At 72.4% G+C, this 20,664-nt stretch carries 14 protein-coding genes; 11 read left to right on the forward strand and 3 right to left on the reverse strand.

Annotated elements, in window-relative coordinates; genetic code table 11:
• The 4 genes from MFF13_RS11950 to atzF are packed head-to-tail and all read left to right on the forward strand — an operon-like array spanning nt 1 to nt 4,348.
• Entirely contained in the window at nt 1–780 is a 780-nt protein-coding gene (locus tag MFF13_RS11950; RefSeq protein WP_147828395.1) for an ABC transporter ATP-binding protein, read from the forward strand.
• Nucleotides 777–1,694 (forward strand): polysaccharide deacetylase family protein, encoded by a 918-nt coding sequence (locus MFF13_RS11955; protein ID WP_147828396.1) that lies wholly within the window; start codon nt 777–779, stop codon nt 1,692–1,694. Before MFF13_RS11950 ends, MFF13_RS11955 begins: the two co-directional genes overlap by 4 nt.
• Complete coding sequence (locus MFF13_RS11960) at nt 1,687–2,502, forward strand: alpha/beta hydrolase (protein ID WP_147828397.1); 816 nt, start codon at nt 1,687–1,689, stop codon at nt 2,500–2,502. Before MFF13_RS11955 ends, MFF13_RS11960 begins: the two co-directional genes overlap by 8 nt.
• 49 nt (nt 2,503–2,551) lie before the next feature.
• On the forward strand, nt 2,552–4,348 hold the full coding sequence (gene atzF / locus MFF13_RS11965; RefSeq protein WP_147828398.1) for an allophanate hydrolase: 1,797 nt from the start codon (nt 2,552–2,554) through the stop codon (nt 4,346–4,348).
• Nucleotides 4,349–4,363: 15 nt separating this feature from the next.
• Here the strand turns inward: atzF and MFF13_RS11970 are convergent, their stop codons facing one another.
• Together MFF13_RS11970 and MFF13_RS11975 are read right to left on the reverse strand one after the other, a co-directional pair.
• The gene (locus MFF13_RS11970) at nt 4,364–5,002 is read right to left on the reverse strand and encodes an invasion associated locus B family protein (RefSeq protein ID WP_238272237.1); all 639 of its coding nucleotides are present in this window, start codon (nt 5,000–5,002) and stop codon (nt 4,364–4,366) included.
• 8 nt (nt 5,003–5,010) lie between these two features.
• The gene (locus tag MFF13_RS11975; protein ID WP_187273596.1) at nt 5,011–7,953 is read right to left on the reverse strand and encodes a YadA-like family protein; all 2,943 of its coding nucleotides are present in this window, start codon (nt 7,951–7,953) and stop codon (nt 5,011–5,013) included.
• A gap of 705 nt (nt 7,954–8,658) precedes the next feature.
• Between MFF13_RS11975 and MFF13_RS11980 the strand changes: the two genes are divergently transcribed.
• The 4 genes from MFF13_RS11980 to MFF13_RS11995 all read left to right on the forward strand — a co-directional run bounded on the left by MFF13_RS11980 (nt 8,659) and on the right by MFF13_RS11995 (nt 15,174).
• The gene (locus MFF13_RS11980; protein ID WP_238272238.1) at nt 8,659–11,322 is read left to right on the forward strand and encodes a DUF3772 domain-containing protein; all 2,664 of its coding nucleotides are present in this window, start codon (nt 8,659–8,661) and stop codon (nt 11,320–11,322) included.
• 356 nt (nt 11,323–11,678) lie between these two features.
• Complete coding sequence (gene gmd / locus MFF13_RS11985) at nt 11,679–12,662, forward strand: GDP-mannose 4,6-dehydratase (protein WP_147828401.1); 984 nt, start codon at nt 11,679–11,681, stop codon at nt 12,660–12,662.
• Between the two features lie 52 nt (nt 12,663–12,714).
• Nucleotides 12,715–13,686: a GDP-mannose 4,6-dehydratase gene (locus MFF13_RS11990; protein ID WP_147828402.1), complete on the forward strand. Its 972-nt coding sequence runs from the start codon at nt 12,715–12,717 to the stop codon at nt 13,684–13,686.
• A gap of 57 nt (nt 13,687–13,743) precedes the next feature.
• The gene (locus MFF13_RS11995; RefSeq protein WP_147828403.1) at nt 13,744–15,174 is read left to right on the forward strand and encodes a phosphohexomutase domain-containing protein; all 1,431 of its coding nucleotides are present in this window, start codon (nt 13,744–13,746) and stop codon (nt 15,172–15,174) included.
• Nucleotides 15,175–15,216: 42 nt separating this feature from the next.
• On the opposite strand, the gene MFF13_RS12000 is transcribed toward MFF13_RS11995, so the two are convergent.
• Nucleotides 15,217–16,224: a sensor domain-containing diguanylate cyclase gene (locus MFF13_RS12000; protein WP_147828404.1), complete on the reverse strand. Its 1,008-nt coding sequence runs from the start codon at nt 16,222–16,224 to the stop codon at nt 15,217–15,219.
• A gap of 222 nt (nt 16,225–16,446) precedes the next feature.
• Between MFF13_RS12000 and MFF13_RS12005 the strand changes: the two genes are divergently transcribed.
• The 3 genes from MFF13_RS12005 (at nt 16,447) to MFF13_RS12015 (ending at nt 20,272) form a co-directional block, all read left to right on the forward strand.
• On the forward strand, nt 16,447–16,950 hold the full coding sequence (locus MFF13_RS12005) for a CAP domain-containing protein (protein ID WP_147828405.1): 504 nt from the start codon (nt 16,447–16,449) through the stop codon (nt 16,948–16,950).
• Between the two features lie 37 nt (nt 16,951–16,987).
• The gene (locus MFF13_RS12010; RefSeq protein WP_147828406.1) at nt 16,988–17,929 is read left to right on the forward strand and encodes a TAXI family TRAP transporter solute-binding subunit; all 942 of its coding nucleotides are present in this window, start codon (nt 16,988–16,990) and stop codon (nt 17,927–17,929) included.
• Between the two features lie 558 nt (nt 17,930–18,487).
• Nucleotides 18,488–20,272: a glucan ABC transporter ATP-binding protein/ permease gene (locus tag MFF13_RS12015; protein WP_147828407.1), complete on the forward strand. Its 1,785-nt coding sequence runs from the start codon at nt 18,488–18,490 to the stop codon at nt 20,270–20,272.
• The last annotated feature ends 392 nt before the right edge of the window (nt 20,273–20,664 follow it).

A 20,664-nucleotide genomic window follows, 5' to 3' on the forward strand; every position in this document is an offset into this window, starting at 1 on the left:
ATGGCTGATCCAACGATCCCGATCGTCGATGTCCGCGACGTCTCGAAGACCTACCTGTCGCAGGGGCGCCGGACCGAGGCCCTGCGCGGCGCCAACCTCACCGTCCAGCGCGGCGAGTTCGTCTGCCTTCTCGGGGCGTCGGGCTGCGGCAAGTCCACCCTGCTGCGGATCGTGGCCGGCTTCGAGGCCACCACCGCCGGCGAAGCGCTGATGTGGGGCAAGCCGATCCCCGGACCCGGCCCGAGCCGGGGCATGGTGTTCCAGGATTACGGCCTGTTCCCGTGGTTGACCGTCCGCGACAACATCGGCTTCGGCCCGAACTCGCGCGGCCGCCCCGCCGCGGAGGTGCGCGAGACAGCCGCGCGCTACATCGACCTCGTCGGCCTGGGCCAATTCGCCGACGCCTACCCGCACCAGCTCTCGGGCGGCATGAAGCAGCGCGTGGCCATCGCCCGCGTGCTCGCCAACGAGGCCGAAGTGGTGCTGATGGACGAGCCGTTCGGGGCGCTGGACGCGATGACCCGCGAGCGGCTGCAGGACGAATTGCTCGAGCTCTGGAGCCGAACCGGCCTCACGGTGCTGTTCGTGACGCACGCCATCGAGGAGGCGATCGTGCTCGCCGACCGCATCGTGCTGATGTCCCCCGGCCCCGGCCGGATCGAGGCGGTGCACACGGTCGACCTCCCCCGCCGCCGCGACGTCTCGAGCCCCGCCTTCAACGACGTTCGCCGCATGCTCTCGGCTCAGCTCCACAGCCACCACGCGCCGAAGGCCGCATGAGCGAAATTCCGCGCACCGACCGGCGTCGGCCGGAAAACCGCCTCGCCTATCGTGCCGCGATCGACCGGCCGCGCCTCGCACTGCCCGGGGCCAAGGCCGTCGCGGTCTGGCCGGTGGTCAATGTCGAGCACTGGCTGATCGACCATCCGATGCCGCGCCAGATCCTGGTGCCCCCGACCGCGGCCACCCTGCTGCCGGACGTGCCCAACTGGGCGTGGCATGAATACGGGATGCGCGTCGGCTTCTGGCGCTTCCTCGAAGCTTTCGCAGTGCGCGGCATCCGGCCGACCCTGTCGATCAACGGCTCGGTCTGCACCGCCTATCCGCGGGTCGCAGCCGCCGCGCACGCAGCCGGCTGGGAGTTCATGGCCCACGGCTTCGAGCAGGTTCCGACCCACCGGATCGAGGACCAGCCCGGGATGATCGCCCGCACCGTCGCCGCGATCCGCGATCTCACCGGCGCGGCGCCGCGAGGCTGGCTCGGGCCGGGCCTCACCGAGACGCTGGACACCCCAGACCACCTCAAGGCGGCAGGCATCGAATATGTCGGCGACTTCGTGGTCGACGATCGGCCCGCGCGCATCGCTACCGCGCACGGGCCGCTGGTGGCGATGCCCTATTCGGTGGAGCTGAACGACATCCCGCTGCTCGCGATCCAGCATCATCGCGCCGACGAGTTCGTGGAGCGGGCGCTGGCGCAGTGCGACCGCCTCGCCCGGGAAGCTGTCGGCGACGGGCCGCTGTCGGGCGCGAAGATCATGAGCTTCGCCATCCACCCCTACATCACCGGGGTGCCCCACCGCATCGGGCTGCTCGAACGCCTGCTCGACGCGCTGCTCGCCCGGCCGGACGTGGTGTTCCTGCAGGGCGGCGAGCTGCTCGACTGGTACCTGGGGACCGGCGACGATGCCTGAGACGATGGATTGGCGAGACCTCGACCGCGCGGACTTGAGCCGGGCCTACGACAATTCCGGCGCGGTGGCCGACAGCGCCGCGATCGTCGCCGGCTGGCGGACGCGCAGCGCCGCGTTCCGCGAGGCCCAAGTCGACGCGCTCGACCTCGCCTACGGGCAGGGTGAGCGCCAGCGCATCGACGTGTTCCGCTGCGGCCGGCCGAGCGCGCCGATGCTGGCCTTCGTCCACGGCGGCTACTGGCAGCGCAACGATCGGCGCGGCTTCTCCTGCATGGCCGAGGGGCCGCTGGCGCGCGGCCTCGACGTGGCGCTCGTCGGCTACACCCTGGCGCCGGAGGCGCGCCTGACGGACATCGTCGCGGAAGCCCGCGCCGCGCTGGCGCTGCTGCGGGCCGAGGGCGGCGGGCGCCGGCTCGTGGTCTCGGGCTGGTCGGCCGGCGGGCACCTGGCCGCCGCGGTCGCCGACGCGGCCGACGCGGCCCTCGCGATCAGCGGCATCTTCGACCTCGCGCCGATCGCCGGCACGACCCTGAACGACGCGCTGGCCCTCTCCACCGAAGAGATCGAGACGCTCTCGCCGGTCCGCCACCTCCGCCCGGGCACGCCGCCCGTCGCGGTGATGTACGGCGGCGACGAGCTTTTCGAACTTCGCCGCCAATCGGACGCCTACCACGCCGCCCGCGGCGCCGCGGGGCTGGACGGGCCGCTGATCCCGGTGCCGGGCGCCAACCACTTCACCGTGCTCGACGCGCTGATCGACCCCGAGGGCGTCATCAGCCGCACGGCCGCGCGGCTCGCCGGATTGTAGGCCCCGACACGAGGCCCCTTCCCATCAGATCGACCCGACGAGACGCGCCATGCCCCCGTTCCCGACGATCCCCGCCCTGCACGCGGCCTACGCCGCCGGAGAGGACCCGCGTGCGATCCTGGCGGAGGTGTACCGCCGCGTCGCGGACGCCGACGATCCCGGCATCTTCCTCGCCCTCGTGCCGGAGCCCGAAGCCGCGGCGGCCTTGGCCGCGCTCGGCCCGTTCGATCCGGCAAGCAAGCCGCTCTGGGGCATCCCGTTCGCGGTGAAGGACAACGTCGACGTCGCCGGGATGGCGACGACGGCCGCGTGCCCCGACTTCGCCTACACCGCCACCGAGACCGCCCACGCGGTCGAAAAGCTTCTGGCGGCGGGCGCGATCCTCGTCGGCAAGACCAACCTCGACCAGTTCGCCACCGGCCTCGTCGGGGTACGGACACCCTATCCGGTGCCACGCAACGCGATCGATCCGGCCTACGTACCGGGCGGCTCCAGCAGCGGCTCGGCGGTGGCGGTCGCCCGCGGCCTCGTCGCCTTCGCGCTCGGCACCGACACGGCGGGCTCGGGCCGGGTGCCGGCGGCCCTGAACAACGTCGTCGGCCTGAAGCCGTCGCTCGGCAGCGTCTCGACGCGCGGCATGGTTCCGGCCTGCCGCACGCTCGACACGCTCTCGGTCTTCGCCGGTACCGTGGCCGACGCCGACGCCGCCTTCCGGATCATGGCCGGCTACGACCTCGCCGACGCGTATTCCCGGCGGCTGCCGCTGCCGGCGCCGTCGGCGATCCCGCCCGGCCTGCGCCTCGGCGTGCCGGATGCGCAGGGGCTGGATTTCGCCGGAGACGCCCTGTCGGAGGCGGCCTTCGCGGCGAGCCTTTCCGACCTCGAAGCCCTCGTCGGCGCAGCGCGCCCGGTGGACTTCGCGCCGATGTTTTCGACCGCGCGCCTGCTCTACACCGGCCCCTGGGTGGCCGAGCGCTACCAGGCGATCCGCGACGAGATCGAGACGCGGCCCGAGATCCTGCATCCGACGACGCGGGCCGTGATCGAGAACGCGAAGGGTTTCTCGGCGGCGGACGCCTTCGGCGGGCTCTATCGCCTGGCCGAGCTGCGGCGTGCGGCCGACGCGGTCTGGGACGCGGTCGACGTGCTCGTCGTGCCGACCTTCCCGCGTCCGCGGACGGTCGCCGACCTCGCCGCCGACCCGATCGGACCGAACAGCGAGCTCGGCACCTACACCAACTTCGTCAACCTGCTCGACTGGTGCGCGCTCGCCGTGCCCGGCCGCTTCCGGGCGGACGGCTTCCCCGCGGGGGTGACGCTGCTGGCGCCCCGCGGCCGCGACGGGCTGATCGCGGCAATCGGCGCCCGCCTGCACGCGGCGTCCGGCGTGCCGATCGGGGCGAGCGCCGTGCCGGTCCCGGAGGCGGTCGCGCCGAAGGGGCCTCAGGGCGACGCAATCGAGCTGGCGGTGGTCGGCGCGCACCTGTCGGGCCTGGCCCTCAACGGCGAGCTGACCGGCCTCGGCGCCCGCTTCCTGCGGGCCGTCTCGACGGCGCCGGACTACCGCTTCTACGCGCTCCCCGGCGGCCCGCCGCATCGCCCGGGCCTGCTGCGGGTGGCGGCCGGCACGGGCACGGCGATCGAGACCGAGGTCTGGGCGCTCCCGCCCGAGGCCTTTGGCCGCTTCGTCTCGACGATCCCGAGCCCGCTGGGCGTCGGCACCCTGCGCCTTTCCGACGGCACGGCCCCGAAGGGGTTTTTGGTCGAGGCCGAAGGCGTCGTCGGCGCCGAGGAGATCGGGCGCTACGGCGGCTGGCGCGGGTTCCTGGCCCGCGCCGCCGGTTGATCCGGGCGAAACGCGCTACTTGAGGCTGGCGATCGCGCCAGCGAGGCCGTCGAGGGAGGTCGCGATGGCGACGGGGGCGGCGGTCTCGCTCCGGCGATAGCGTACGCGGACGGAGGCGCGCGCGGCGATCGCCCGGCGAAGAGCCTCGTCCACCGCCAGGAAGCCGAGGCAGAGGCTGGCGTTGCAGCTCTCCAGGCGGATCACGGTCTCCTCGGCCGCGCCGAACGCCAGCCCCACGGTGCGAGCCGACCATGCGCCCACCGGCGCGCGCACCACGAAGACCGGCGCCCCCGCGCTGGTGGCCGCGAGCGACCAGCTGAAAGCGAAGGCCCCGTCGCCGTCCACGATCGATTGCGAGGCGTTGCAGACCCTGCGATGGCGGCGCAGGTTCTCGTCGCAGATCAGGGTCCAGGTCGCGAAGGCCTGGATCATCCGGCGGGTGTCGCCCGGCGCCTCGCCGGGAAGCGGCGCACCCTCGGGCGGGTGGACGCGATAGGCCGGCGCCGCGAACTGGGCGCGGGGCGCGTCGTCGGTGGAGACTGCGCCGCGCATCGCGAACGGCCCGAGGGCGCCGTCTCCGGCCGGGGCCGCGAGCGCGGGCGCCGCGAGCAGCATCCCGAGCCCGGCCACGGCGGCGATGGCCTGTGTGCGCACGGCCCGCCTCAGTTGAGGGTGAAGCTGGCGCCGGCGCCGATCCCGAAGTCGCGTCCGGCGGCGACGCCGGTGGCGTTCACCCGCGCGGACCCGTCGGGAAGCGTGTAGCCGATGCCCATCGAGGCCGCGCCCTCGCCGCGCCAGACGCCGCCGCCGGCCGCCATGCTCAGCTTGCCCGGGCGGTCGTCGAAGCGGAGCGAGGCGGCCGCCAGGCCGATCGCCGCGCCGCGCCGCGCCTCCTGGCGGACCTGCCCGACCTCGTTCTGAAGGCCGGCGAGCTGGCTGCCGAAGGCGTTCGCCTGCTTCTCCAGCGGCGCGACGCGGGCGTCGGTGTAGGCGGTGCCGGCGGCGTAGCTCGCCTGCACCCGCTGGTCGGTGTAGGCAAAGCTCTGCGCCTTTGCGGTCGCGACCTGGGCCGTCACCTGCCCGAGGTTGGCGGCATCAGTGGGCTGCACCCCGGCCGCGACGTTGCGGATCAGAACCGGCTGGTTCGGGTCGCTGCCGGCCAGCGTCATCGACTGGCCGCGCCCGCCGGTCGCCGGGTCGACGTCGTACTTCACCGCGAACGCGTCCACCGCCGCGAGCGCGTCGCCGACGCCGGAATAGGACCGGCCGCCGAGGGCGTAGGTCGGCCCGGTGAAGCTGCCGTCGGCGGCGAAACCCGCTCCGCCGCCGAGGGCGCCGGCGAGGTTGCCGCCGACCGCGCGGAGCTGGCGCAGGTTGACCGCGTCGGTGTCCTGGGTGCCGCCGGCGACGTTGACGATCTGCCGCTCCGCGCCCTCCGCGCCGACCGAGACCGCGCCCGCGGTCGAGGCCACCGTGATCCCTGAGAACGCCTCGGCAGCCCCCGAGAGCCCGGCGCGGCGGGCGATCGCGTTGGCGCCAAGCGCGACGCCGCCCTCGACGCTCGCCACCGAGGCCGGACCGATGGCGAGGCTGTCGGTCGCGGTGGCCTGGGCGGCGGCACCGGTGCTGCGCACCGCGACGTAGCGGCTTCCGGCGGTGTTGAGGGTGGTCACCGCGGCGTCGAGGCTGCCGAGCGCGGAGCCGACGTCGCCGAAGCTCGCGCCTTGGATCGCGTAGCTCGGGGCGGTGACTGTGCCGTCGGCAGCCACGCTCGACCCGCCGCCGAGGCTCCTCGCAAGCGAAGCGGAGAGCCCGTAGACCTGCCCGCCGCTGACCGCGTCGGTGGAGCCCAGGGCGATCCGGCCGCCGGAGACGCCGGTGAGCGTTCGGGCCGTGCCGTCGCGGTCGGCGAAGCTCACCGTGGTGCCGTCGGTCTCGGCGCCGACGGTCAGGCCGCGGGTCGCGGCGTCCTGCTTCACGAGGCCGACGCTGCCGTTGGCCAATCCGGCCGACAGGCCGGCGACCGCCTGGTTCGTCGCATAGAGCTGGCCCCCGTTGACCGCTTCGTCGGAGCCCGCCGAGAGGGCGCCGGAGGAGACGCCGCGGAGCACACGGCCGCTGCCGGCACTGTTGCGGAAGTCGACGAGCGCCCCGTCCGTCGCGGCGGCGACGCGGATCGCACGGCTCGTCGAGTCCTGCCGCACCAGGCCGAAGGTGCCGTCGTCGATGCTCTGGCGCAGCGCGTAGAGCTGGTCGCCGTTGACAGCATCGGTCGAGCCCGCGGCGAGGCTGCCCGGGGCGAGGCCGGTGATGCGGACCGCGGAGCCGACGGTCCCGGCGCGGCTCAGGTCGACGCTGGCCAGCCGGTTGCCCGACCCGTCGGTGTCGTAGCGCAATGCGAGTTGGTCGAGGGCGCCGACGACGCCGGGCACGGTGGCGTAGGATCGTCCGTTGTAGGTGTAGCTCGGCGGCGTGTAGGTGCCGTCGCTGCCGAAGCTGCCGCCGAGCGCTGTCGCATTCTTGGTGACCCCGCTCCCGACCGAACGGAGCTGGCGGACGTTGACGGCATCTGTGTCCTGCTGGCCTCCGGCGACATTCGTGATCTGTCGCTCAGCCCCTTGTGCGCCGACCGACACTTCGCCGTTGGCGGAGGACAGGGTGTTGGTGGTGTAGGCCTCGGTGCCGCTGAGGCTGCCCCGCAGCGCCATCGAGCCGGCACCGAGCGCCACGGACTGCGCCTTCGTCGCCGAGGCTCCGCTGCCGAGCGCCAGCGCCGAGCCGCCGACGGCCCTGGCGTTGTCGCCGATCGCGATGTTGCTGGCCGTCGGATTGCTCCCGGTTTCACCGGCGACGGAGAGGCGGCCCAGCGCCAGCGCGTCCTGTCCGTAGGCGCTGGCGATGAACCCCTGGGCGAACGAGAAGTCGCCGACCGCATAGGATTGTCGTCCCAGAGCGATGGCGACGTCGCCGAGCGCTTGGTTGTTCGTCCCGAGCGAAAGGGTCGAGCGGCCAGTAGCGAGGTTGGCATAACCGATCGCGACGCCGTAGGAGCCGGCCGCGTCGTTGTTCGCGCCGATCGCGGTCGAGTTGAAGGTCCCGGTGCCGGCCGAGTTGTGGTAGCCGACGGCCACGCCGCCGGCGGCGCCGACCGTGGACTTCTTGCCGATCGCCGTGCCCGACGGCTGGGCGCCGGCACTGGTCTCCCCGGCGCCGGGCGGTGTGGTGCTGCCGTTCGCGCCGTTCTGGATGTTGCCGCCGGTCCCGGCCGCGGGGATGCCGACGCCGCTGGCATCCCGGTAATTGATGATGCCCTGGTTGTTCGTCGCCGACTGCGCGGAGGCGCCCGACCCGATCGCCACGGCACCGGCGCCAGCCGAGCTCGCGTTGTAGCCGCCGGCGAAGGACTCGTCGCCGCCGGCCGTCGCATTCGGGCCGATCGCGGTCGCGTTCGTTCCGGCCGACGTGGCGCCGGTACCGGCATTGTAGGCTTGTGCCGAAGCCGAGCCCGTCGCGGCGAAGCCGAGGGCCAAGGTCAGCGCGGTCGTGGTCAGCAGGTGGCGATGCAGGCGCGCCGCAGGGCGGTCACAGGGTCGGTGGCTGGACATGACGACCGGTGGTTCCTCGAAACACGCAACGAAGAGAACGGGACGGGCAAGGCGGTGCCGCGAACATCCAGTCACGCGATGGGCGGATGCTCTCGGTCGATCGGGTCGGGCGGGCGTTCCGGCCATGCGCCTTGGAGGTCGGAAGGCGGATCATGCTTCGGGCAGGCGATCACCCTAAAGAAACTTCCTTGTTCTCACGGCCCCTTCAGCGCTGTTTGCTGCATTCGGATTTGCGCTTCAGCGAACATTTGAGTCCAGCCGTGTCGTTTATGACGGGTCATGATTAAAATCATGCTACTCGCGGCGATGTCGGATCGGCGTCGCTCAGGGACACATCGGGGCCGCTTTCGCGATCCGGCCAGGGGGGCGGTGTGACGGCCGACGTTGGGGCCGGCGGTCGTCCCGTCGCGATCACGTCCAATTGATTGCGCGGGCGGGCCGGCGGGCGCGGACGGGCCGAATGCCGGCCTCAGCCTTCGACCACCGGGGGGCGAACTCGGATCGCGGACGGCCGCAGGGTTATCGTCTCCGCCGGGGGTTCTGGGCGGCCCCCGGCACGCTTTCGCCCCATTGATCGGCGACACGGCGCACCTCTTGCGGGACGGCACCATGGCAAGGGCATCACGGAAGGGCGTCGCGGAGCCCGCGCCCACGGCCCTGTGCCCCCATCCTGCCGTCGCCCCTGCCGAGCATCCAAGGATTTCGATGAGTCGTCGCCCGTCCGCGCGCAGCCGAATCGCCCGCGAAACGCGCCTGCGCAGTCCGATCCGCTCGATGATCGCCGCCGGGCTGGCGGCGCTCCTGCTCGCCCCCGGCCTTGGTTGGGCGCAGTCGGCCCCGCCGCCGGCCCCCGCGGCCGGGACCCAGACCAAGACGCCCGACGCCAAATCCTCGGAGACGAAGCCGGCCGAGGGTAAGCCTGCTGACGCCAAGCCGGCCGACGCCAAGCCGGCCCCCCCGAAGCCCGAGATGTCCGAGGCGCTCAAGGCGGTGCGGGCCAAGCTCGACGCGGCCAAGAACGACCTCGCCGCGCGCGAGAAGGAACTCGCCCGCACCGATCTCGGCACGCCGGAGCTGTCGGCCATCCGCGACGGCGTCGGCCCGGTCACCGACGAGATCCGGACGATCATCGGCCGGCTCGACGCGCCGCTCGAATCGGCCCGCGAGCGCCTGACCCAGCTCGGGCCGAAGCCCAAGGACGCCGAGGAGAGCCCCGAGGTCGCCCAGGAGCGGGTCGAGCGCGACGCGGCGGTCTCGCGCATCGACGAGACCCAGCGGCTGGCGCGCTCGCTCCTGGTCCAGGGCGACCAGATCATCGACCGGGTCTCGAACCGGCGGCGCGAGTCCTTCACCAAGGGACTGTTCGAGCGCAGCTTGGCCCTGGTAAGTCCGCAGCTCTGGAGGCGGGTCGCGGCCGACGTGCCCCGCGACGTGCGCTCGCTGCAGAGCGCGCTGTCGGACATCCTGCTGCTGTTCTCGCGCAACGGCACCCTCGGCAACCTGCTGCTGCTCGGCCTCGCCTTCGGCGTCTCGGTGGCGCTGTATTTCGGCCGCCGCAACATCGCCCCGCGTCTCGGCCGGCGCGACGCGGCGATGGCCGAGCCGACCCGGCGCCAGACCCTCCTCGGCGCGTGGCGGGTGCTGCTGCTCGGCACCGTGCCGGCGGTGATCGGCTCCTACGCGGTCTATTACGCCCTCGACGGCACCGACCTCCTGCCCTCCCGGCTGCTGCCGGTGGCCGGCGCGATCCTGGCCGGCCTCGCCTTCATCGCCTTCGTCGAGGCCTTGTGCGACGGCCTGCTCTCGCCGGACAAGCCGCAATGGCGGCCCGCGCCGGTGAGCGACGCGGCGGCGATCCGGGTGACGCGGCTCGCGGTCGGCATCGCCACGGTGATCACCGTGGTGAAATCGATCGAGGCGCTGAACTCGGGCATCTCGGCGGCGCTGCCGATCTCGATCGCCACCCGCGGCATCGGCGCGGTCGCGACCGCGCTGATCCTCGCCATAGGCCTGCACCGCTTCGCCGACAAGGAAGAGGAAGAGGAGGCCTGCTTCGGCCCCTACGTGCCGACGAAGACCACCACCGGCCTCGGCGGACCGGCGCGCCTCGTCGGCTGGGCGGCGACGGCCGTCATCGGCGTCGCCGCCCTCGTCGGCTACGTCGCCTTCGCCGCGTTCGTGATCGACCAGCTGGTCTGGACCGCGAGCCTCCTGGTACTGCTCTACCTGCTCGTACAGAGCGCCGACACCTTCGTCGGCGGCTCGCTGTCGGACGACACCCGGCTCGCCACCGCGCTCCAGGCCAACACCGGCCTGCGCAAACGCTCGCTCAACCAGATCGCGGTGCTCTCGACCGGGGCCGCGCGGGTGCTGCTGTTCCTGATCGTGGCGCTCCTGGTGCTCGCGCCCTGGGGCCTTGATTCGACCGACATCGTCTCCTCGATCCGGCAGGCCTTCTTCGGCTTCAAGGTCGGCGACGTCACGATCTCTCTCTCGACCATCGCGCTGGGCCTCGGGATCCTGATCCTCGGCATCGTCATCACCCGGGCGGTCCAGCGCTGGCTCGAGCAGGTCTACCTGCCCGCCACCGACCTCGATGCGGGCCTGCGCAACTCGATCTCCACCGTGTCGGGCTATTGCGGCTTCCTGCTCGCCCTGGCCCTGGCCTTCTCGTATCTCGGCCTCAGCCTCGAAAAGCTGACGATCGTGGCCGGCGCGCTCTCGGTCGGCATCGGCTTCGGCCTGCAATCGATCGTCAACAACTTCGTTTCGGGCCTGCTCCTGCTCTGGGAGCGGCCGATCCGCGTCGGCGACCAGGTGGTGATCGGCGATTCGGAGGGCATCGTGAAGCGCATCTCCGTGCGCTCCACCGAGATTCAGACCTTCGACCGCTCGGCGGTGATCGTGCCGAACTCCAACCTGATCTCAGGCATCGTCAAGAACCGCGTCCGCGGCGACCGGACCGGGCGGGTGTCGCTGACCGTCAACGTGCTGCGCAACCAGGACCCGGCGCGCGCCGCCGAGATGCTGCTCGCCTGCGCCGCCCAGCACGCCGACGTGCTGAAGGAGCCGGCACCGCGCGTGGTGTTCCGCAAGATCGGCGACCCGTTCCTCGAATTCGAACTCGTGGTGATGATCGTCGACGTGAGCCTCGGCCTGAAGGTGCAGAACGACCTCAACTTCGCGGTGTTCGGGACACTGTCCCAGGCGGGTTTCATCCCGCCGCTCGGGCCGGGCTCCAGCATCGTCACGGTTCAGGGCCTCGACGGGATGCAGGAGGCGTTCTCCGAAATCGCCGGCCGGTTCCGCCCTCCGCCGGAGAACGGGATCGACTCCGGCCGCGACACGAGCCCGCTCGGCGCCCGGTAGCACGCGAGGCTCGCTTCCGCGGGCGGGCAACCGAGGTTCGCAAGCACGCAGAGATAGATTTCGTCCGCCGCCATGCCCGCCTGGGTTGCAAAAACAAAAGTCCTTGGCCAAACGCTCCGGCATCGTTCGCGAGCGGGCGGGACGATTCGCGATGGCGACGCACCCGCCTGCCTCCGCCAACGGCACGGTGGCGCCGCCGGGGACCGGACCCGCACTACGCCTGCGTATCGGCAGCCGAGGTCGGGCCTCTGATGCGTTGAAAACGGCGGTTCCGGTGGATATGCCACCGGGAAACACCGTGCGCCCTCGCTCATCGAACGACGGAACGTCACGTTTAGATGGAAGAGGTCTCGCAGATGAGCACCAAGACGGCACTGATCACCGGCATCACCGGGCAGGATGGGGCGTATCTCGCGCAGCTTCTGCTGTCGAAGGGCTATGCGGTGCATGGGGTGGTACGGCGCTCGAGCCATGCCGGGGTGTTCGACCACCGGCTGAAGTGGCTCGGGATCGAGGACGACGTGGAGCTTCACGACGGCAACCTGCTCGACCTGTCGAGCCTCGCCCGGATCGTTCAGGCTGTGCAGCCGGACGAGGTCTACAACCTAGCCGCGCAGTCGTTCGTCACCGCCTCGTGGCAGCAGCCGCTGCTCACCGGCCAGATCACGGGCCTGGGCGCCGTCAACCTGCTCGAATGCGTGCGCACCCTGAAGCCCGATGCGCGCTACTACCAGGCCTCGTCGTCGGAGATGTTCGGCCTGATCCAGGAACAGGTGCAGAGTGAGGCGACGCCGTTCTACCCGCGCTCGCCCTACGGCGTGGCCAAGCTCTACGCGCACTGGATGACGATCAACTACCGCGAGAGCTTCAAGCTGCACGCCTCGAACGGCATCCTGTTCAACCACGAGAGCCCGCTGCGCGGCGTCGAGTTCGTCACCCGCAAGGTCACGGACGGAGTGGCGCGGATCAAGCTCGGGCTGGCCAAGGAATTGCGGCTCGGCAACATCGACGCCAAGCGCGACTGGGGCCATGCCAAGGACTACACCCGGGCGATGTGGATGATGCTGCAGCAGGAGAAGCCGGACGACTTCGTGATCGCCACCGGGCGCACCACCACGGTGCGCGACATGTGCGCGCTCGCGTTCTCTCACGTCGGCCTGCCGATGGACGACCACCTGATCATCGACGAGAAGCTGTACCGACCGGCCGAGGTCGAGGTGCTGCTCGGCAACCCGGCCAAGGCGGAAGCCGCGTTCGGCTGGAAGGCCGAGATCTCGCTCGAGACGATGATCCAGGAGATGGTCGAGGCCGACCTGAAGCGCCTCGGCGGCCGCGCTTGACCGGCAAGCGCGTCATGGACCAGTGCCGCGCCGTGACGGCCGCCGTTCGCTCGTGAAGCGGATCCTGGTCACGGGGGCGGCCGGCTTCGTCGGGCAGCACGCGCTCGCGGCGCTCTCGGCCGCAAGCGGGCCGGCGGACCGGATCCTCGGGATCGGCCGCGGCAGCCCGGACGTGCTGCCGGAGCGCGTCGCCTACGAGACGGTCGACCTGCTGGACGAGCCGGCGCTGAATGCCTGCCTCGCCGCGTTCCGGCCGACCGACGTGCTGCATCTGGCCGCGATGGCCTCGGTGCAGCAATCGGCGGACGCGCCGGGCGAGACCTGGCGGGTCAACCTCGTCGGGCTTTTGAACCTCGCCGAGGCGGTGGTGCGATCCGCGCCCGGCGCGGGCTTCCTGTTCGTGAGTTCGGGTGAGGTCTACGGCCGGGCGTTCCTCTCCGGGCGCCCGCTGACCGAGGAGGCGGCGCCCGACCCGCAGGGACCTTACGCCCGCTCGAAGTGGTTCGGCGAGACGATCCTGCGCGACGTGCTGGCGCGGACGGGCGTGCGGCTGGTGATCCTGCGGCCGTTCAACCAGGTCGGCGCCGGCCAGGACGAGCGCTTCGTGCTGCCGTCCTTCGCCGGCCAGATCGCGCGGATCGAGGCCGGCCTGGTGCCGCCGGTGCTGGAGGTGGGCAACCTCGCCGCCGAGCGCGACTTCCTGCCGGTGGGCGACGTGGTGCGGGCCTATGCCGAGCTGATCGCCCGCGGCGTGGACATCGCCGACGGGTCGGTGTTCAACGTCGCCTCGGGGCGGCCGCGCAGCATCGCGAGCGTGGTGTCGGACCTGCGCCGGCACGCACGGGTCGCGTTCGAGGTCCGGGTCGCAGCCGACCGGATGCGCGCGTCCGAGATCCCGGTGGCGGCCGGCGACGCGACCCGGCTGCGCACGGCGACCGGCTGGACGCCCCGCGGCGACTGGGACGCCGCGATCGCCGACGTGCTCGAGCATGCGCGCGCAAGGCTGGGCCGGCCCGGACCGTGAGCACGGCCATCGAGTCGGCGAAGGGCAAGTTTAGGTCGGCAAGGAAATGAGGACGTCGTGAGCAGCCTGAAGTTCGGGACGAGCGGCCTGCGCGGCCTGGTGGCCGACCTCGTCGGGTGGCCGAGCTACGCCTATGCCGGCGCGTTCTTCCGCTCCGTCGGCGCCACTTCCTGCGCGAGCCGCACCGCGGTGATCGGGCGCGACCTGCGCGACAGCAGCGCGGACATCGCCGCCACCGTCGCCACGGCGGCTGCCGCCGCGGGCTTTGCCGCGATCGATTGCGGCCCGCTTCCGACGCCGGCGCTGGCGCTGGAGGCGATCCGGCGCGGGGCCTGCGCCGTGATGGTCACCGGCAGCCACATCCCGCAGGACCGCAACGGCCTGAAGTTCTACCGGCCCGACGGCGAGATCACCAAAGCCGACGAGGCCGCCATCCTCGCCGCCCTCGGCGACGTCTCCGCGGTCGGGACGATGCCGGCGCCCGTCGCCGCGACGCCGGACCCGGACGTGGTCGAGCGCTACCGGCGCCGGTACAGTGCGGCCTTCGCGCCCGACATCCTCGCCGGCCTGCGCGTCGCCGTCTACCAGCAGAGCTCGGTCGCCCGCGACCTGCTCGCCGACTTGCTGGCAGGGTTCGGCGCCGAGGTCACGCCGGTCGGCCGCTCGGACACGTTCGTCCCGATCGACACCGAGGCGCATCGCCCGGAGGATGTGACTTACATCGCCGAGACCATGGCGTCGGGCGCCTACGACGCGCTGGTCACCACCGACGGCGACGCCGACCGACCGCTGGTGGCCGACGCCGCCGGCGGCATCCTGCGCGGCGACGTGCTCGGCCTGATCACGGGGCGGTATCTCGGCGCCGACGCGGTGGCGGTGCCCGTCACCGCGGGCTCGGCGATCGAGCGGGCCGGCGGGTTCGCGCAGGTGCTGCGCACCCGGGTCGGCTCGCCCTTCGTCATCGCCGGCATGGAGCAGGCGCAGCGCGCAGGCGCGAAGACGGTGGCCGGCTTCGAGGCGAATGGCGGCTTCCTCCTCGGGTCGGACGTAGCGCTCGGCGGATCGGTGCTGCCCGCCCTGCCGACGCGCGACGCGATGCTGCCGATCCTCGCGACGCTGGCTGCGGCCCGCGACGCCGGCCTGCCGCTGGCCGGCCTCGTCGCCGCGCTCGACGTCGGCGCGATGGCGAGCGACCGCCTGCCCGAGACGCCGCCCGAGCGCAGCGGCGCGCTCCTGCGCAGCCTCGGCGACGCGGGGTTCCGGCACACGTTCCTGAAGCCGGTCGGCGTGCCGGAGGCGGTCGACGCGCAGGACGGGGTCCGGATCGCGCTCGACGGCGGCCGCACGATCCACTTCCGCGCCTCGGGCAACGCGCCGGAGCTGCGCTGCTACACCGAGGCGCGCACCGAAGCGGAGGCCAAGGGCCTCCTGGCCTGGGGCCTGAAGGCGGCGGCGGCGGCGATGGCGGCGCACCAGCGGGACGCGTAGGCGTCGTCGTATCCTCGGGGGCGGCCGCGCGAGGCTGGGCGATCACGCGAGGCGGATCGGGGCGCCATGGGTGCGGAACGTGTTCCGGCCGGCGCGCTTGGCGGCGTAGAGCGCCGCGTCGGCGCGGGTGAAGGCATCCGCCGGCCCGCCCCCTACCAGGGCCGCGATGCCCACCGAGGCGCCGACCCGGATCGTGACGCCGCCGACCTGCATCGGCCGGCCGACCGCGCCGACGATCCGCGCCGCGAGGGCTTCGGCGGCGTCGGCCGCGCAATCGCCGCCGAGCAGGATCGCGAACTCGTCGCCGCCGATCCGCGCCACGAGGTCGGCCCGTCGGCAGAGCCCGGCCAGGCGGCGGGCCGCCTCCCGCAGGCAGGCATCGCCTGCCGCGTGGCCGAAGCCGTCGTTGACTGCTTTGAAGCCGTCGAGGTCGACCAGCACCAGCAGCCCCGCGCCGGCACGGCACAGGGCCGCAAGGCGGTCCTCGAAGCACATCCGGTTGGCCAGCCCCGTCATCCCGTCGACCTCGGCGCGCCGGCGCGCCGCCTCGGCGGCCAGCCTCTCCTCGGTGACGTCCTGCTTGATCCCGAACAGCCGAACCGCGACGCCCGCGCGCGCCTCCACCGTAGCGGTCAGGCGAATCCAGCGGAGCTGCCCGGCGGCGGTCCGGATCTCGGCGTCGAGGCGGAAGCCGGTCCGCTCGGCGATCGCCCGCGTGCGGGCCGCCTCGAGGGCGCGGCGCGAGGCGGCCGGATAGTGCTCGAGGGTGCGCCCCCGCGACAGGGCCGTCCCGCGCGGAATCCCGAACAGGTCGTAGACGCCGGACGACCAGTCGAGGGCCTCGTCGTGCAGCCGGCATTCCCACAGGCCGATCCCGGCCGCGGCAGCGGCCTGATCGAAGCTGCGCTGGCGCTCGGCCAGCCGCTCGGCGTCCCGGCGGATCAGGCGCAGCTGCGCCTCGGCGGACCGGAGGGTCGCCGACGCCGCAGCAGCGGCATGGGTGGGCAGCCCGGTCATGCGGTGGGCGACGCCGCCTTGCGGGAGCCGCACCACGGGTTCGCTTCGGAGATTGCCACGCGATCCTCTCGGCGGACCGGAGCGAGCACAGGGAACGTCCCGGCATCCACGGTTCGATTCGGCACAGCCTAAGCGCAAGCCGGTGAACGGATCGTCAATCCTGATGACCGTCGCCGCTGCACGGTGCCGGCGGACACCCTATATGATCGTGCGGATGGCCCGGCGCGGGCCGATGGCGAGCGGCGGGTCGGACACGTGGGCAGGATCGGACGATACGGTGCGGGCGTCCTGGTGCTGGCCGTCACGGCGTTGCTGGCCGGCTGCGCCACCGACACGCAGACGACCTCGGCGCTGCCGAGCCTCTACCTGCCGCTGTCGAACGACGCCGCCCACGTCGACACCGAAGCCGCCCGCGACATGATCTCGGCCTATCGCCGCGGCCGCGGCGAAGCGGCCCTCACCCTCGATCCGCAATTGCAGAAGCTCGCCGAGGCCGAGGCCGCGTCGATGGCGCTCGCCGACCGGCCGAGCAAGGCGCAGACCGTGAAGGGCGCGGTGGAGCGCCTCGGCTTCTCCTCGGCCAACGCCAACCTGTCGGCCGGCTACCACACCCTCGCCGAGGCCTTCTCCGGCTGGCGCGACAGTCCGCCCCACAACGCGGTGATGCTCGATCCGAAGGCCGCGCGGATGGGCATCGCCACCGCCTACGCGCCCGGCTCGAAGTACAAGGTCTACTGGGCGCTGCTGACCGCGAAATAACGGCTCGCCGTCCCGGCAGGCCGATCCGGAGGATGCGATGCCGCCGACACGCGTCCTGCTCGCCCTGTGCCTGTTCGCGCTGCTGGCGCCGTCGGTGCGGGCCGATCCGCTCCGCCTCGTCCTCGGCACCGCCACCCCCGGCGGCGGCTTTCCGGCCTACGGCGCAGTGTTCGCCGCCGCCCTCCACGAGGTCGATCCGGACCTCACCATCGAGACCCAGGCCACCGGCGGCTCGGCCGAGAACGTCGGGCTGCTGCGCGCCGGCGCCGTCGACCTCGCCCTGGTGCAGGGGGAGGTCGCCTACCCGGCGCTGGCGGAGAAGGACGCGCCGCGCCTCACGGTGGTCGCGCCGATGTACGCCACCCCCGGCCTTCTCGTCGTCGCTGCTGCGAGCCCCGTGCGGACGCTGGCGGACCTCGCCGGCAAGCCGGTGGCGCTCGGCACACGCAATTCCGGGCTGACGGCGATGGGCCGCGCGGTGCTCACCGCCTCGGGCCTCGACCCGGAGCGCGACGTCGTCCCGATCCTGCTGGCCCATGCCGGCGACGGCCCGGCCCTGGTCGCCGACGGGCGCGCGGCCGGGCTCTGGGGCGGCGGGATCGGCTGGCCGGGCTTCATGGCGGTGGCGGCGCTGCCCGGCGGGGCCCGCTTCGTCGGACCGGCGCCGGAGGCGATCAACCGGGCGCTCGCCGCCAGCCCGTCGCTCCGCCGCATGACCGTGCCGGCCGGCAGCTTCCGCGGCCAGGACGCGGCGATCGACACCGTCGGATCGTGGAGCCTCGTCCTCGCGCGGCCCGGCCTCGACCCGGAGGCGGCCCACCGGCTGGTGGCGGCAATCGACCGGGCGGGCGCGGACTTGGCCCGGCGCCTGCCGCAGGGCCGCGACAGCGATCCCCGGAACCTCTCCGGCGCGGTGCCGGCCGAAAACCTCAACCCGGGGACGGCGCGCTACCTGCGCGAGGTCGGCGCGGCACGCTGACCGTCCGATCTCGAGCAGGCTCTCGGCTTCGGGAGGGGCATCGTCTCGACGCACGCCGTCAGTCACCGCGCGTGAAGATGTTCCGGCCGTCGTCATTCTGGGGCTGCGAAGTGGAGCCCGGAATCCAGAGCCTACGACGAAACCAGGTCCGACACCGCCGGCGGTCCCGGAATGACGGTGCTGGAGGAGGTGGCCTCAGGCCGAGCCGGCGCGGGCGCTGCCGAACATGACGCCCGACGCGAGAATTCGCCCGCATGCGCCGTTCGCGCGCTTGTGAACCGCTCGGGCGCGGGGTTAGGAAATCTTGCTGAACGAACCGTAAAGACGGCCCGCCCCCGCGGCGGCTCCGTCAGGCGCCGTTCAGCCAACCCCTGGCATAAGCCCCATCGCGCCAAGCGTTTGGGAGCCCGGAGTTCGGGACGTCCCACTTGACCGTCCGCACGATCGGACGGGGCGCGACGGAATGAGGAGGCCGGGCCGCAACCGCGGACCGGTTCGGGGAAGAAGCGCGCGGGACCCGGGCAACACGGGGCGTGCAGAGGTCGGTTCGGAGCTGACATGTCGCTGTTTCGTCTCTACGCGCGCGTCCTGAGCCTTCTGGGCCACGACAAGCGGCTCGCCGTCGGCCTCGGCTTCGCCAACGTGGCTCTGGCGGTGGCGGCGTTCGCCGAGCCGCTGATCATGGGCCGCATCATCGACGGGCTCACCCACCTCAAGCGCGGCGGCAACGGCCTGCAGACCATGCTGCCGCTGATCGGCGCGTGGGTGGCGTTCGGCTTCTTCACCATCGCGGCGGGCGTCGCCATCGCGCTCCACGCCGACCGGCTGGCCCACCGCAACCGCCTCTCGACGATGGCGAACTACTTCGAGCACGTCCTCGACCTGCCGCTCGCCTTCCACTCGGCCAACCATTCCGGCCGCGTGCTGAAGGCGATGCTGGAAGGCACAAACGGCATGTCGACCCTGTGGCTCGGCTTCTTCCGCGACCACTTCGCGGCCCTGGTCTCGCTGGGCGTGCTGCTGCCGATGACGCTGTTCGTGAACTGGCAGCTCGGCTCGATCCTGCTCGTGCTGGTGCTGGTGTTCACCGCGCTGACCACCTTCGTCATGCGCCGCACCGAGACCCTGCAGGGCGAGGTCGAGTTCTACAATTCGGGCCTCGCCGCGCACGCCTCCGACGCGCTCGGCAACGTCGCCGTGATCCAGTCCTTCACCCGTGCCAAAGCCGAGAAGGACGCGATGCGCGACATCATCGGCAACCTGCTCGCCGCGCAGATCCCGGTCCTGTCCTGGTGGGCGCTGGCCAACGTCGCGACCCGCGCCTCGGCCACCATCACCATGACCGCGGTGTTCGTCACCGGCATCATGCTCTACCAGGCCGGCTCGACCACCGTCGGCGAGGTCGTGGCCTTCATGAGCCTCGCCACCGCCTTGGTGACCCGCCTCGACCACGTGGTCGGCTTCGTCAACGGCCTGTTCCAGCAGGCCCCGAAGATCGCCGAGTTCTTCACCATCTTCGATACGGTGCCGGCCGTCCGCGACCGCGCGCACGCGGTCCAGGTCGCCCGCTTCGAGGGCGAGGTCGAGTTCGACGCCGTCGGCTTCTCTTACGACGGCCGCCGCAAGGCGCTCGACGGGGTGTCGTTCTCGGCGCGCGCCGGCGAGACCGTGGCGCTCGTCGGCACCACCGGCTCGGGCAAGTCGACTACGCTCGGCCTGCTCCACCGCAGCTTCGACCCCGGCGCCGGCGCGATCCGCATCGACGGGATGGACATCCGCGACGTCGGCGTCTCGTCGCTGCGCCACAACATCGGCGTGGTGTTCCAGGAGCCGATGCTGTTCGCCCGCTCGATCCGCGAGAACCTCCAGGTCGGCCGCCCGGACGCCACCGACGCCGAGATGCTCGACGCGCTGGAGCGCGCCCAGGCCTCCGCCTTCATGGCGCGCCAGCCCGACGGCCTCGACACGGTGATCGGCGAGCGCGGTCGCTCGCTCTCGGGCGGCGAGCGCCAGCGGCTCTCGATCGCCCGGGCGATCCTGAAGAACCCGCCGATCCTGATCCTCGACGAGGCGACGAGCGCGCTGGACGCCGCCACCGAACGCCGCCTGCAGGGCGCGCTGGAAGCCGTGATGGAGGGCCGCACCACCTTCGTCATCGCCCACCGCCTCGCGACGATCCGCAACGCCGACCGCATCCTGGTCTTCCACGAGGGCCGCATCGTCGAGAGCGGCACCTTCGACGGCTTGGTCGCCCAGAACGGCCGCTTCGCCGAACTCGCCCGGGCGCAGTTCATGGCAGCCGAGGCCGACGAGGAAGAGGCGGTGCTGGCGCTGGCGGCGTGAACGAGGACCGTTACGCGGATGCGGGGCCGGGCCGAGAGGTCCGGCCTCGTGCGTTCGGAGCTGCCGGCCACTCCTCTTCTGCAAGACGGCATGTGATTCCGACACCTCTCGTTTTCGGCTTCCGCATCCTCCCCGTCCTCCCGGGGCCCCGAAGGCGAGCCCGGGATCCAGAACCGGAGGTCATGCTCCAGTCTGCGCCGTCGGCGGCTCTGGATCCCGGGTTCTGCTGCGCAACCCCGGGATGACGGCGCGGGTGCGGTTCGCTTCGACGAGCGCTGGGAATCCGGCAGGCTCGCGGTGGAGGGGAGTGGCGCGGACCATCGCCGCGACAGGTCCTGATCGGCTGACGCCCAAAGAAAAACGGCCCGCCGCCCGTTTCGGGGAGGCGGGCC

Origin of the sequence: Methylobacterium cerastii (assembly GCF_022179125.1) — a bacterium.
GTDB classification, from domain to species: domain Bacteria; phylum Pseudomonadota; class Alphaproteobacteria; order Rhizobiales; family Beijerinckiaceae; genus Methylobacterium; species Methylobacterium cerastii.

Excerpts from the sequence above, each read along its gene's own strand:
- MFF13_RS11980 (WP_238272238.1), top strand. The coding sequence starts at position 8,659 with ATGAGTCGTCGCCCGTCCGCGCGCAGCCGAATCGCCCGCGAAACGCGC.
- MFF13_RS11975 (WP_187273596.1), bottom strand. The coding sequence starts at position 7,953 with ATGTCCAGCCACCGACCCTGTGACCGCCCTGCGGCGCGCCTGCATCGC.
- MFF13_RS12010 (WP_147828406.1), top strand. The coding sequence starts at position 16,988 with ATGCCGCCGACACGCGTCCTGCTCGCCCTGTGCCTGTTCGCGCTGCTG.
- MFF13_RS12015 (WP_147828407.1), top strand. The coding sequence starts at position 18,488 with ATGTCGCTGTTTCGTCTCTACGCGCGCGTCCTGAGCCTTCTGGGCCAC.
- MFF13_RS11955 (WP_147828396.1), top strand. The coding sequence starts at position 777 with ATGAGCGAAATTCCGCGCACCGACCGGCGTCGGCCGGAAAACCGCCTC.
- MFF13_RS11950 (WP_147828395.1), top strand. The coding sequence starts at position 1 with ATGGCTGATCCAACGATCCCGATCGTCGATGTCCGCGACGTCTCGAAG.
- gmd (WP_147828401.1), top strand. The coding sequence starts at position 11,679 with ATGAGCACCAAGACGGCACTGATCACCGGCATCACCGGGCAGGATGGG.
- atzF (WP_147828398.1), top strand. The coding sequence starts at position 2,552 with ATGCCCCCGTTCCCGACGATCCCCGCCCTGCACGCGGCCTACGCCGCC.
- MFF13_RS11960 (WP_147828397.1), top strand. The coding sequence starts at position 1,687 with ATGCCTGAGACGATGGATTGGCGAGACCTCGACCGCGCGGACTTGAGC.